14 protein-coding genes are annotated in these 12,985 nt (G+C 56.5%); 8 read left to right on the top strand and 6 right to left on the bottom strand.

Features of this window, described 5'->3' with window-relative positions; translation table 11 throughout:
• Window positions 1–11 precede the first annotated feature (11 nt).
• The 4 genes from AC3B6F_RS11695 to AC3B6F_RS11680 form a co-directional block, all read right to left on the bottom strand.
• Window positions 12–392, bottom strand: coding sequence for a response regulator (locus tag AC3B6F_RS11695; protein ID WP_023945439.1), 381 nt, complete (start codon window positions 390–392; stop codon window positions 12–14).
• A gap of 3 nt (window positions 393–395) precedes the next feature.
• Window positions 396–1,196: an SDR family NAD(P)-dependent oxidoreductase gene (locus AC3B6F_RS11690; RefSeq protein WP_489824480.1), complete on the bottom strand. Its 801-nt coding sequence runs from the start codon at window positions 1,194–1,196 to the stop codon at window positions 396–398.
• 159 nt (window positions 1,197–1,355) lie between these two features.
• Window positions 1,356–1,943 carry a CarD family transcriptional regulator gene (locus tag AC3B6F_RS11685; RefSeq protein WP_489824479.1) on the bottom strand — a complete coding sequence of 196 codons (588 nt, stop codon included), beginning with the start codon at window positions 1,941–1,943 and terminating at the stop codon, window positions 1,356–1,358.
• A gap of 54 nt (window positions 1,944–1,997) precedes the next feature.
• Window positions 1,998–2,873, bottom strand: a complete 876-nt coding sequence (locus AC3B6F_RS11680; RefSeq protein WP_023945445.1) for a bestrophin family protein — start codon at window positions 2,871–2,873, stop codon at window positions 1,998–2,000.
• Between the two features lie 235 nt (window positions 2,874–3,108).
• Here AC3B6F_RS11680 and AC3B6F_RS11675 point away from each other — a divergent pair, with 235 nt between their 5' ends.
• From AC3B6F_RS11675 to AC3B6F_RS11665, 3 genes are read left to right on the top strand one after another with little or no spacing between them, the layout of a single operon-like run.
• Window positions 3,109–4,224: an S-(hydroxymethyl)glutathione dehydrogenase/class III alcohol dehydrogenase gene (locus tag AC3B6F_RS11675; RefSeq protein ID WP_489824478.1), complete on the top strand. Its 1,116-nt coding sequence runs from the start codon at window positions 3,109–3,111 to the stop codon at window positions 4,222–4,224.
• Window positions 4,225–4,226: 2 nt separating this feature from the next.
• Window positions 4,227–5,072 (top strand): S-formylglutathione hydrolase, encoded by an 846-nt coding sequence (fghA, locus tag AC3B6F_RS11670; RefSeq protein ID WP_426066056.1) that lies wholly within the window; start codon window positions 4,227–4,229, stop codon window positions 5,070–5,072.
• Entirely contained in the window at window positions 5,069–5,848 is a 780-nt protein-coding gene (locus tag AC3B6F_RS11665; protein ID WP_489824477.1) for a ribonuclease T2 family protein, read from the top strand. Before fghA ends, AC3B6F_RS11665 begins: the two co-directional genes overlap by 4 nt.
• Here the strand turns inward: AC3B6F_RS11665 and hisI are convergent.
• Both hisI and ygfZ read right to left on the bottom strand, forming a co-directional pair.
• A complete protein-coding gene (gene hisI, locus AC3B6F_RS11660) occupies window positions 5,836–6,246 on the bottom strand; it encodes a phosphoribosyl-AMP cyclohydrolase (protein WP_489824476.1) in 411 nt (136 codons plus the stop codon). The genes AC3B6F_RS11665 and hisI overlap by 13 nt on opposite strands.
• Window positions 6,243–7,052 carry a CAF17-like 4Fe-4S cluster assembly/insertion protein YgfZ gene (gene ygfZ, locus AC3B6F_RS11655; RefSeq protein WP_489824475.1) on the bottom strand — a complete coding sequence of 270 codons (810 nt, stop codon included), beginning with the start codon at window positions 7,050–7,052 and terminating at the stop codon, window positions 6,243–6,245. The genes hisI and ygfZ overlap by 4 nt, the downstream gene beginning before the upstream one ends.
• 278 nt (window positions 7,053–7,330) lie before the next feature.
• Here ygfZ and AC3B6F_RS11650 point away from each other — a divergent pair, with 278 nt between their 5' ends.
• Genes AC3B6F_RS11650 through AC3B6F_RS11630 form a run of 5 tightly spaced genes read left to right on the top strand, consistent with a single transcriptional unit; the run spans window position 7,331 to window position 12,965 of the window.
• Window positions 7,331–9,649 carry an adenylate/guanylate cyclase domain-containing protein gene (locus AC3B6F_RS11650; RefSeq protein ID WP_489824474.1) on the top strand — a complete coding sequence of 773 codons (2,319 nt, stop codon included), beginning with the start codon at window positions 7,331–7,333 and terminating at the stop codon, window positions 9,647–9,649.
• On the top strand, window positions 9,646–10,461 hold the full coding sequence (locus AC3B6F_RS11645; RefSeq protein WP_489824473.1) for an MlaE family ABC transporter permease: 816 nt from the start codon (window positions 9,646–9,648) through the stop codon (window positions 10,459–10,461). The genes AC3B6F_RS11650 and AC3B6F_RS11645 overlap by 4 nt, the downstream gene beginning before the upstream one ends.
• Before the next feature lies 1 nt (window position 10,462).
• Window positions 10,463–11,191 carry a P-loop NTPase family protein gene (locus tag AC3B6F_RS11640; RefSeq protein ID WP_415514691.1) on the top strand — a complete coding sequence of 243 codons (729 nt, stop codon included), beginning with the start codon at window positions 10,463–10,465 and terminating at the stop codon, window positions 11,189–11,191.
• On the top strand, window positions 11,191–12,144 hold the full coding sequence (locus AC3B6F_RS11635) for an MlaD family protein (protein ID WP_489824472.1): 954 nt from the start codon (window positions 11,191–11,193) through the stop codon (window positions 12,142–12,144). Before AC3B6F_RS11640 ends, AC3B6F_RS11635 begins: the two co-directional genes overlap by 1 nt.
• Window positions 12,141–12,965: a hypothetical protein gene (locus AC3B6F_RS11630; protein ID WP_489824471.1), complete on the top strand. Its 825-nt coding sequence runs from the start codon at window positions 12,141–12,143 to the stop codon at window positions 12,963–12,965. The genes AC3B6F_RS11635 and AC3B6F_RS11630 overlap by 4 nt, the downstream gene beginning before the upstream one ends.
• Window positions 12,966–12,985: the final 20 nt, after the last annotated feature.

The following is a 12,985-nucleotide window of genomic DNA, read 5'->3' as shown; positions in this document are numbered from 1 at the left end:
CGTAGCGGTTCCTAACCGGAAACCGGCTCTGCCATCTCCTGAAGAGCTTTCAGAATGGCAGCGAGCGAATAAGGTTTGGAGATGAACCGGTCCCGCGCTGGATCTCCGGATGTTTCGTTCCGGCGAAGATCACCATGACCACTGATGTAAATGACCGGAAGATCCGGCCAGCGCTTGCGGGCCTGATGGCTTAGGCTCATGCCATCGCCATCAGGAAGCGCCATATCTGCCACCAGCGCATCAAGACGAGGCTCTGACGTGAGGCAGGCGACAGCCTCTGCGCATGTTCCAGCTTCCCTCACGTCCAGTCCGCTATCCTGCAGGAACTCTACAAGACAGGTTCGGATCAGAAAATCATCTTCGATGATGAGAACAGTGAGGGAAGGTGTCATGGATTACGAGGACCAGTTCTTTTCAAAGTCACCATACAACGTCAGACCACCATCCACATAGAGGGTCTGACCCGTAATATAGGTGCTGTCTTCGGCGGCAAGAAACGTGACGGCATCAGCAATTTCGCGACTCTCACCCGGACGCTTCATCGGGATGTGATCGGAAACGGCTTTATACTGCTCCGGATCATTGATCCACGACATGTTGATTGGCGTTACGATGGCCCCTGGCGCGACTGCATTTACACGGATGCCGCGGCTTGCATATTCCAACGCCAGTGTGCGGACGATGTTGCCCACAGCGCCCTTGGAGGCGGAATAGCCGAGATAGTGAGGCTTCGGGATGATCTGGTGAACGGAAGAGTTCACAATGATTGCACCCTTGATACCGTTTTCGAGCCAGTACTTGATCGCTTCGCGACACGGTAGCATCACACCCGTCACATTGACGGCCATCACGCCTTCAAAGTCTTCCAGCTTGATGTCTTCAGACGGAGACGGGATCTGGTAACCAGCGTTGCAGACCAGAATATCTAGTCCACCCATGGCTTCAATGCTCTCGCGCATCAGGCGGCGGACGTCTTCTTCCTTAGAAATGTCACCCGTGGCGATCGGGTGTTCGCCGCCGGAAACCTTTGGAAGCTTGTCGCGGACAGCAATCAGCTTGTCTTCCTTGCGGCCATTCAGTGCGACCTGAGCGCCTTCTTCTGCAAAACGAAGGGCTGTGGCCTCACCAATACCTTGGGACGCACCCGTAACGAGTACTTTTTTTTCGGCGAAACGATTGCTGTAAGGGGCGGGCATAGGTCCTCACCTCTCCTTGAACGTCAGGGATTTTGAATGATGGAGTAAAGCATCCTGAAAGAGCTTTCCGTGTCGCCAACGCGGAAGAAAGGGGAAGGATGCTTTTCAAACTGCGATGTTTTCATAATTAAAGGAAAACATCGCAGAATTGGGGAAGGCTCAGGCGGCCTTCATGGTCTTGGTCAGGTTCTCGAGAACGGTGGTAGGGTCCGTGTTTTCAAGAACAGCCACTTCAGCCACAAAGCGCTCCTGTGCAGCTTCAAACAGTTTGCGTTCGGAGAAGCTGCCATCGAGGCTGTCCACGTTGCGGCGCAGATCACGCAGGACTTCCGCAATCTGGATCAGATCACCTGAGTTGATCTTTTCCTGATAAGCGACAGCACGGCGAGCCCACATGCCTTTGCTGACATGCGGCTTGCCCTTGATGACTGTCATCGCCTTGTCGACGATGTCACGCGTTACGATTTTACGCAGACCCGCTTTACGGGCCTTGGCCAGCGGGATGCGCAGGGTCATCTGGTTGCCAGGGAACGAGATCTGGATCATCTCGATCATGGTATCGGCCACTTCGACCATACCGATCTTGTCCACCCGGCCTACGCCATGCGCTGCGTAAACGATGGAGTCACCCTCGCTGAACGGATCTGAACCGTGCTCGGGATCGGTCTGACGGGCGGTATTCTTGGCTGCGGCACGAGCCATTTCGTCGGTCATGCCGCCCTTCGGGGGGGTCTTGAAGGTGTTCATAGCTGTGGACAATACCAGAAAAACCCCCTCCTGTCCTGCATTATCCGATCTGAATCATGCCTGCACCCCGTGTTTGGGCTGGATGGGAGCGGGCGCAGGCTCTCCAATGGGTTGCAGAAGATCCCGCTCAATGGTCCGGGCCATGGTGTGCATTGGCAAGGCATGGACGCTGGCGATGAACGGTTCCTGAAGGTCGCGGCCGCTGCGATCCAGCATCTGGAACAGCAGACCGATCACACTGGAGCCAAGCGGCGTGATCCAGCCCAGTGTCTGAACGGCTGAAAGGGGCAGAATGATGCAGAACAGATGCGTGGCCAGTTCAGGAATGACGGAATACTGCACCGGAAGCGGTGTGTTACGGATACGCTCAAGACCGCCCTGTGCGTTGGCAATATCCGAAAGAATACGATCCACCGTGCCATGAACGGCACCGTCAATACCCTTGAGTTCCACTTCCTGCTGTACGCCAAGGCCGATTTCGTAAAGCAGGGCGTTCGCTGTGTTGGAACAGGCAAAGATCTTGCTGCGCACGTCAGCCGGGAGCAGTCTTTCGACTTCCTCACCGGTTGAATCTCCCCGCAGTGCTGCTCGCAGGACGTGCGGGTAGGCAGCCATATACCGTGCAAGATCGGGGCGACCGCCCAGCAGGGACGCCGCTTCACGGCCAAAGGACCGGCAGTTGTTGGTGATCGAACCCCAGAGGGTTCGCCCTTCCCACCAGCGTGCATAGGCAGCGTTGTTACGCATGCCAAGAAAGATGGCCAGCGCAGAGCCCATCAGGGAAATGGGGAGGGCAGGCTGGTCCATCCATTCCTGATGGTAAATCTGGAAAAGGATAACGACTACAAGATCCCAGAGGGCCAGCAGAAGGATAGGTGGCAGGGATTCTCTGAAGAGAATAGCCAGGCCGTGTTGGCGATTGACGATCAAGCAGAAGGCTCCTTGCCTGAATGCGATATGACCTCTGAAACTAACCGTGAAAAGTATGACCGGCCAACACCAAAAGATTTCTGATGTTTTGCGCAGTTTTGCCAGTCAAAACGGGAAAGAAACTTTCCCGCACAACAGCTTTGTTTCACGAGGCTACAGGAAAGCATAACGCGCCTCTTGCGTCCGGTTTCCCGAATGCGACACCTTGTCGCAACGCATCAGGGAGTCAGTGCACATGGACGTCATTGCAGCAATCGCGTTTGAAGCGGGCAAGCCGCTCGAAATCGATACCGTTCAGCTCGAAGGGCCAAAGGAAGGCGAGGTTCTGGTCGAAATCAAGGCGACAGGTCTGTGTCATACTGACAAGTACACGTTGTCGGGGCAGGATCCTGAAGGGCTGTTTCCTGCTATTCTGGGGCACGAGGGTGCCGGGATTGTTCACGAAGTCGGGCCAGGTGTGAAGCATCTGAAGCCGGGAGATCATGTGATCCCGCTTTACACGCCGGAATGTCGGGAATGTCCATCCTGCCTGTCTCGCAAAACGAATCTGTGTACGTCCATCCGCTCCACGCAGGGCAAGGGTGTCATGCCGGATGGCACATCACGTTTTTCTTACAAGGGGCAGCCAATCCATCACTATATGGGGTGCTCTACCTTCGCGAACTTTACGGTTCTGCCAGAAATCTCACTGGCGAAGATCCGTTCGGACGCCCCTTTTGACAAAGTCTGCTATATCGGCTGCGGCGTGACGACGGGCATTGGTGCTGTGATGTTCACGGCGCAGGTCGAACCGGGGTCAACCGTGGCGGTTTTTGGTCTTGGCGGGATTGGCCTGAACGTGATCCAGGGCGCAAAAATGGTAGGCGCAACCCGTATCATCGGCGTGGACGTCAACCCTGCTCGAGAAGCCATGGCGCGTCAGTTCGGCATGACAGACTTCGTGAATCCGAAAGATCTGGGTCCGAATGGTGATCTGGTTGGTCATCTGATTGAAATGACTGGTGGCGGCGCAGACTATACGTTCGAATGTGTGGGGAATGTCACGCTCATGCGCCAGGCTCTGGAAAGTGCACATCGTGGCTGGGGTGTGTCCTGCGTCATTGGCGTTGCAGGAGCCGGACAGGAAATCAGCACCCGCCCATTCCAGCTTGTGACCGGTCGTCGCTGGATTGGGTCTGCTTTTGGTGGTGCGCGGGGCCGTACCGATGTCCCGAAAATTGTAGACTGGTACATGGACGGGCGGATCGACATTGATTCCCTCATCACCCACAAACTCAAGCTTTCCGAAATCAATCACGGTTTTGATCTGATGGCGCGTGGCGAAAGTATTCGCAGCGTTGTGGAGTTCTGAGCATGTCGATTGAGACATTATCTCAACATGCCTGTTGTGGCGGCTCCCTGCGTGTTCTGAAACATCAGTCAGACGTGCTGGGCGTGCCTGCCACGTTCTCGATCTTTCTGCCTAAAGAGGCGTTGGCCGGACAGAAGGTTCCGGTCATTCATGTGCTCGCCGGTCTGACCTGCAATCATGAGACGTTCCTCATCAAATCCAATGCCGTTCGTTTCGCCGCGGAGCATGGTATTGCTCTGGTTGCTCCGGATACCTCACCTCGTGATACAGGCACTCCAGGCGAAGACGACGCATATGACCTTGGTTCAGGAGCGGGGTTCTATGTGGATGCCACGTCTGAACCATGGAGCCGACATTACCGAATGGAGAGCTATATCCATCGGGAATTGCCCGCTCTGACGGAAAAGCTGTTCCCGCTGGATGGGGACCGTCGGGGCATCATGGGCCATTCCATGGGTGGCATGGGCACGCTCGTTCAGGCGCTTCGTTATCCCGAGTTCTGGAAAACAGTTTCCGCCTTTGCCCCGATTTGTCATCCAAGTGTGATCCCGTGGGGGCAGAAGGCCTTTGATGCCTACTTCGGCGGAGACCCGTCGAAATGGCGCGACTGTGACCCCACACTGCTGTTGCGGAACGGCCATAAGCACCCGTCTACAATTCTCGTGGATCAGGGATTGCAGGACCAGTACCTCTCCGATCTGCGGGCGGATGCTCTCGTCGAAGCGGCCAAGGAAAGCGGGCAGGCGCTCGAAATGCGCCATCACGACGTTTACGATCACTCCTACTGGTTCATCCAGACCTTCATCGCCGATCATCTGATCCATCACGCCAAAGGACTGAAGGCATGAAGCGCCTGGTTGTCGCTGCCCTCCTTGTTCTCGGAGGATGCGTTTCTTCACAGGCACCTGTAGGCCCATCCCTGACACCCGTCACGCATACGGATTTTAGTCACGACACGCTGGCCCTGACCTGGCAGCCAGGATTCTGCGCAAGTGGCGGGGGTTGTATGGCCACTCAGCCGCATAGTCATCTGATTGGTTTGCATGGCCTCTGGGCGTCCGAGCCGCATGCCCTTGAAGCGCAGAATGTCCCGGTTCAGCAGTGGTGGATGAAGGGGTGTGACATCTACGATCACGATGACACACCGCCCAAGCTCCAGCCTGCGACGGAAAATGCCCTTGCGAACGTGGTTCCCCATCTGAAGCATCCGCTGCATGTGCATGAATATACCAAGCACGCCCGCTGCTTTGGATATGATGCAGACCAGTTCTTCGTCACATCCATGCAGTTGCGGGATCGTTTTGCGTCATCCGCCTACGGGCAATGGCTGGCGCAGCATAGCGGTTTTCAGGTGAAGAAAGACGACATGCTGGCGATGTTCGTACAACTGACCGGTGTGCGGGAAGGTCGGGCGCTCCAGTTCCAGTGCGAACTCGATCATGATGGGAAAGTCGTTCTGACGCAGCTCTGGTTTACACTCGATCCGCAGAAGCTCTCGGCCTTCCCGGCCAATGGGTCTTATCGGTCATCTCCGCAGGTGCAGGATAACTGCCCGGCAACATTTATGATGCCGGGCTGGCCGCTCTCTGGAGCACAGGCGGCCGTGACGGATCAGCGTCCGTAAAGTTCTTCGGCGCTGATTTCGGGCTGCGAGGTGTCACGCAGCCCGTCCGGGGTGACCCCATGATAAAAGCAGCTTCTACGGCCCGTATGGCAAGCCACGCCGGTCTGATCCACGATCATCAGAACTGCGTCCATATCACAGTCCAGTCGGGCTTCCAGAAGATGCTGTTGCTGGCCTGACGTTTCTCCCTTCCGCCACAGGGACTGACGGCTACGGGACCAGTAGCAGACGCGGCCTGTCAGCAGCGTTTCCCGCAGGGCATCTGCGTTCATCCATGCAAGCATCAGGATAACGCCCCTCGTGTCCTGCGCGATAGCGGAAATCAGGCCATTCGCATCGAACTTCGTCTGGCTGATAATATCATCAACGACGGCGGGGGCAGGCGAGGTGTAGGTCACGAACGCATCTCCAGAGGGAACCAGTCAGGCCACACAACGGAGACCTGTTTGCCTTCAAAAGCAAGGTCCGGAGACGACCATGCTTCACGGCGTAGCATAGCCAAGGCGCGCGATCCCTGACGGGAGCGTAGTTCTCCGACCTCCTTGTCGCCCGTAACGAGCGTCCCGCCTGCTTCAGGAAAAGCCCCATCCTGGATCTGAACGGGCAGGAGGCGACGGCGTAAAAGCCCACGATAATGCGTCCGGGCCGTCAATTCCTGACCCATGTAGCAACCCTTTTTCCACGATACACCGTGCAGAAGATCCATATTGGCCTCAAGAGCCAGCGTCTTTTCGCTCTCAAAGTCGACAGCTTCCGGGAGGCCTTTTTCAAGCCGTTTTTTTAACCAGATGCCTCCATGTCCTGCCTCTGTCGGGGTTTGCTGTACCACGGCCCGCCACCCTGCACCGTCACAGCGTGGATCGTTCGCTGCACAAATGGCATCTACCGGAGCCGGACTGTTCTGTCCGACGATGACCTGAAAATCCGTTGCTTCGATTTTAACGTCAGCGCGCAGGCGGAAGCGGGACAGCTTTTTAACCAGCATGTCGGCGTGATCCGACGGGCAATCCATCAGAATGCTGTCTGGCGTACTGAACAGGAAAAACTCGCTCAGCCACCGCCCCTGCGGCGTCAAAAGTGCACTCCAAAGAGCCGTGTCAGATGTCAGAAGCTGGACGTCATTCGTGATCAATCCTTGCAGGAAGGAAAGGCGATCAGCCCCTGTGAAGGCCAGAACGGAACGGTAGGACAGCAGATCAAGCATGGAGAAGCACCGGAGTTCTTGAAGGGTGACACGCTCGGGGAAGGCCTTGAGTGGCACATGGGACGCAGCGAAACTGGACCGGTATGATACGGATTATAGTCTTTCTGTACAGGGTCAGGAATTGACGAAATTTTATTGCCGAAAAGTAAAAATTTTATGGTCTCATGCGTTTGTCACCCGTCAGGCGGGTTGCGATCCATCATGGAGCAAGAGATATTGGCATGTTACTGAATGTTGGGAATAACATCAGAGTATCCATCATCCCGGAGTAAAAGCCCTTGTCAGCCGCTGAGATTGTTGACCCTACGCGGAGTCCTGCCAGTAGCCGGCAGAAGGTCCTGCAGTTTCTCGGTCCAATTATTGGCGTTCTGCTTGTTATTGCGGCAATTATTACCATTAGCCTTCACAATTACCGGACCACCCGTCAGGGAGCGATCTCCCTGTCCAGCGATCTGCTGCGAAGCCAGCAGAAATATGTGACGGAAGAAGTCAGGAATTATCTTTCTCCTGCTTCAGACAGTGCTGCCATCGCGCAGGATATGTTTCATGAGCCGCTCACGGATGCTTCGCCAGATGCCTTCATGCTCTATGGACGCTCCATGCTGGCGCACATGCCGCAGGTCGACAGTTTCTATCTGGCCAGTGACCAGAAGCAGTTCTGGATGGTTACCCGGCACGGCAAGGATTACGAGCAGACCCATTTCCAGATCGAAAATGGCCATGGTGTCTATCGTCACACTTACGTTGACCAGAGCGGCAAACCCATCGGGACAGGATTTGATCCGGCGGAAGGATATGATGTTACGGTTCGACCATGGTTCCGTGGAGCCATCAAGCGGATCGGGCGCGGAGAAGGGGCCCTCTACTGGACAGATCCCTATGCCTATCTGGCCGCTCGGGAATTCACCATTACGGCCTCCATGGCCTTCCAGACGAGCGACGGCCATCAGGCTGTTTTTGCAACCAACATTGCCCTCAATCGACTGACCTCCTTCCTGAGTAACCTTCAGGTCGGGCGAAGCGGGAAGGCTGTCATTGTCGATATGCATGGTCAGATCATCGCCGGTCAGACAGCGGGTGATGACGGAACGCAGCCGACCTTTGATCCTGCCAATATGCATCTGGACCCGAAGACGCAGCCGGTTTTCATCCGCGCCCTGAATACCTTCAAAGTGAGAGGTCCCGGTCCGGGCCTTGTGGCGGCGCGAGGAAAAAATTACGTCACCATTGCGACAGCGTTGCCGTTCGTGCATCGCCGATGGGTATTGTTGCTGAATGCTCCGGAGAACGATTTCTCGGACTTTGCCATTACAGCGCGTCGGCAGAACATGTGGTTTTCAGCGCTGGTCGTCGGGCTTGCATCCTTGCTGGCTTTGGGGCTGATCATTCAGGGGCGCCGTATTGAACGCCTTCGCAGGCGCATTGAAATCGGTCGTGAGCAGATGCGCGCGGAAAATGCTTCGCTTTACGAGATTGCCAGCACGCCGGATCTGTTCGAAGCGTCTCACGATGTCCCGATCCTGACGGAAGCCCTGGCCGCTCGCACAAATTCGCGTCGTGCCAGTCTGTGGCGACTGCTCCCTGATGGAGAGCGGCTGCTCTGTGAGGATGCTTTTGATCCTGTCCGGGATGTTCACAGTACGGGCATCGAGATTACGAAACGTGAAAATGCCCTGCTGTTTGAAGCCTTGTTTGAAGGACATTCCCTGTCCATTGACGACGCGCGACAGGATGAGCGCAGCCAGAATTTCCAGCGCATCATCATGAGGTCCGTTGAAGCCACATCGCTGGTGTTTCATCCTGTTACGCGTGGTCATCAGGCTGTGGGTGCCATCGTGCTGGAAAATCCCTCCAGAGCGGATGCGATGGAACATATCGTAGCGATTGTTTCGTCGGTTGTAGCTTTGCGCTTTTCGCAGGCTCTGGATCAGAGCGATCATCAGACCGATGCCCGCCCAGGCGTAACCCATCAACTGCAAGATACGCGTTACGACGAAGGATTTCTTCTGCCGCCAGCATCCGGTGTTCAGGATGAAGCTGTGCCCAGCGGGATTTATCCGCAGGTGCCTGTCATGGTCATTGCATTTGCAGACCCTTATGCCATGGATCGTCATAGCGCCGAGCGAGCGATGAAAGTGGTGTCGTCGCTCAGTGAGGATATCCAGCGTATTTCACGGGAGACGGGGCTTTTTTCCGTACAGGTTGTCAGCAACCGTCTCGTGCTGGTGGGCGGTTGCTCACAAGAGCCGGACCTGAATGCCGTATTGCGCCTTGCAGATGCGGCAGTCTCTATCCGTGAGGCGTGTCTGTCGCTTCTGGCGTCGGTGGATATTGATCCGGTCTTCCGCGTGGGCATTGACGTCGGGCCTGTAATGGCGGCCATGCTGGGCCGTGATCCTGCCGTTTTCAATCTGTGGGGTGAAGCCATCAATGTTGCCGAGTTGCTGGCTGCGAGTGCACCGGATGCGGGAACAATTCAGGTTTCCGAGCAGGCTTATCTCCAGCTTCGGGAGCATTTTCTTTTTCGCGCACGCGGGATGTTTTATCTGCCCAATAGCGGTGTAACGCGTAGCTTTATTCTGGCGGGGCGGCGATGAGAAGTCGCTTTGAGCGTATTTCCCGAATTCAGAATGCACTTGCTTCTCTGGGACGGGTTACGCGTGCCCAGATGCGCTTTACGCTTATGGTCATCGGGGCTGCGTGGGGAGTGTTGCGGCTTGGGCTGTCACCGACATCCTGGCGTAGAACCGTTCGAATAGAGTTCTGGCATTCGCTCCAGCAGGCGACCGGCGGCGGGTTGCTGAGCGTTCTGGTCACTGCGGCCCTGACCGGGTTCGGGATTGTGGCTCAGGCGGTTTACTGGCTGGGCTTTGCTGGTATGGCGCAGATGACCGGCTCCATTCTCTCAACCGTCATGGTCCGTGAAATTGCGCCGGTTCTTGTGGGCGTTATCCTGCTGGGGCGGTCCGGGATGTTGATGCTGACGGAACTGGGAACACTCACAACGGGTGGTCAGATGCGGGTACTGACAGGGATGGGTATTGACCCGTTCGTGGCCTTTCTGCTGCCCCGAAGTCTTGCGATGACCATCAGTGGCTTTACGCTGGGGATCATCTTCAGTTTAACAGCCCTGTTGGTGGGATATGCTGTCTGCCGGGTGGAAGACGTTATTACCATGCCGGTCTGGGCTTTTCTGGATCAGGTCGTGAGCAGTATGCACCCGGTGGATTACTTCGCTATTCCGGCAAAGTTCGTTTTCAGCGGGTTTGCTGTCGGTGTGTGCTCCTGCCTGTCCGGCATGGACGCCACAACGGAAGATGATCTCGCCTCTCTTTTGCCGCGCGGTTTTGCACGCGGCATTCTGTCCATCATGACGATCAACGTCGTTCTGAGCGTCTGGCTGGATTGATATGGCAGACGAAAGCAAAGCACCCGTCACTGAACTGACCATTCTTGATCCGGTTCTCGAACTGGTGGATGCGCGTCCCCGTTTTGATGGAAGTGGGCTGGCTTCCGTGCGCTACAATCTGCGCCTGAATCCCGGGGACTGTGCCCTGATTGAATGCCGCGATATGCAGCAGGCCAGTCTGTTTGCGGATATGTGCGTTGGCCTGGTTGATCTGGAAGACGGACTGGTCCGGTGCATGGGTCTCGAATGGAGCGATCTGGATGAGCGCCGGGCCGCTGCCCTTCGGGGGCGTATCGGCCGGATGGTCGCCAATGGTGGCTGGATCGATCTGTACGGCACGCACATGAACATTCTCTGGCCGCAGTTGTATCATACCCGTGTGCCCGAAGAGCACCTGATGCAGCGGGCTGTTCAACTCGGTATGCAGTTTGGTCTGCCCGGACTGCCTGTCGTCTCTCCGGGGAAGTTATCTCCACTGGATCGCTGCCGTGCGGACTGTGTGCGGGCCTTCCTGGGGGAGCCGTCCCTGCTGTTGCTTGAAAACCCGATGGGGGACGCCAATCCCCCCCTTCTGAACGCTTTTCTGTCGGCTCTGACCGATGCGCGGGATCGTGGTTGTGCGGTTGTCTGGCTCGCACCGGATGACACCAGTTGGCGGGCCTATGAAACGGATGCGAGCATACGCCTGCGTCTTTACGATGATGGACTGTTTTCGATGCGAGGGTCTTGATGTTTCGCGTACGCCGCCCCGACACTGCCCGCCCGCTTTTCCAGAACCGCTATGCGGATGAGTGGGTTGGGCTGCTTGTTCTTGCGACCATCATTCTTTTTGCTGTTGCCGTTGCGGAAGCTGGTTTCCTCAAGCAGTGGCTGACGCCGGAAAAAAAGATCCATTTCGTTTTGCCAGAAACAGGCGTTGCTGGCCTCGCGATTGGCGATGATATCGAAATTATGGGCGTTCATGCGGGTGAGATCCGTCATCTGGATCTGAACAGCACAGGGCGCATGTACGCAGAAGGCTATATCGAACCGCAGTTTGTCCCCTTCATCAAGCAGGACAGTTCCGCCGTCATCCGACACCGTTTTGTTGTCGCTGGTGCAAGCTATATCGAGCTGGGACGAGGGAAAGGCGAGGACATGGACTGGGGCTATGCCGTCCTGAACGCAACGGTAGAAGCCAACCCGGCAGACGTTATCACCCAGACTGTCACAGATGTTCGGAACAAGCTGGTCCCTGCCATGGACAGCGTTCAGGCCATCACCAAGCAGGTCAACGACATGCTGACGGATATGCGGGCAGGCAAGGGCACTGTCGGCGGTCTTCTGTCCAAGGATGACACGCTTCAGCGCGCCAATCAGGCGTTGGAAAATCTGAACGAGGTCATTGCGCGTCTTCCGCCGATCGAGAAGCAGCTTGGGGGGGTCATGACCAAGGCTGATGGCACGATGGAAAACGCCCGGTCTGCGTCTGCAACACTGAAAAAGAGCATGCCGCAGGTTCAGGAAACGATCGCCCATACCAACGCAGCTACGGCCCAGATCCCGGCTTTGATTTCACAGGCGGAAGCGAGTGCAAACAGTCTGCGCAAGCTGACAGATCAGTTGCGGGGCCTGTGGCTCCTCGGAGGAAGTGCACAGAAAACGCCGTCTCATCGTCTGCCAGCAGAGGCCGTTCGACCATGAAGCGCATGATGGTTCTGTGTTTGTTGATGGCCGGATGTTCCTCAGTCAGCAAAGGCCCTGATCCGGATCAGGGTTATGAAAATGCGATGGAAACCGGTCGGAGCGCTTTCGAGCTTGGTCATCCCGATCAGTCCGAAATTCAGTATCGAACCGCCATGGATCGTGCCCTGATCCGGGATGATGCTGCTCAGATTCATGATGCGGGGTTCAATCTCGCCACTGCGTTGCTGGAGGAAAACAAGCCTGCGGACGCCTTGGCGGCTTTGGATCGGACGGAAAAAGCTCTGAAACTTCGTCAGTATAGCCAGACCAGTGATCTGGAGCTTGTCAGAAGTGCAGCCCTATACCGGCAACATGATCTGACGGGATCGGAGGCGTCGGCTCTGGTTGCGCTTCAATCACCGGATGTGCAGGTCCGGAACCGGGCGGCTTATCTGGCTGGTCTGGGCGCGGCCGATGAGGGGGACACAACACAGTTGGCGCGGATGGAAGCATTATTGGCGCCTTCGAAAGAGACTGCCGCGATGTTGGATCATCAGGATCTCGCGGCCCGTCTGGCACTCCTCAATCATGCGCCCGCACTTGCATTGGATCAGGCCATGTCCCTCACGCAGAAAAGACGGGATGCGCAGGATTATGAGGGGATGCGGCGCGCCCTTCTCGTGGCGGCTCAGGCCGCCGAGGCACAGGGAGATACGAGTACTGCCGCAGCCTTGCGCCAGCAGGAATTGTCGAGCCGCAGTGTTCAGGAAACCGGGCATGTGGAGAAAGCGTCCATCACGGTCTCCACCACGAGTGTCCGCGCTGCCACTGCTCGCTGATCGTAACAGAGGCAGGCCGT

Source organism: Gluconobacter sp. ESL1110 (assembly GCF_058107395.1).
The sequence above is the reverse complement of the archived record's forward strand: the minus strand, read 5'-3'. Positions and strand labels throughout refer to the sequence as shown.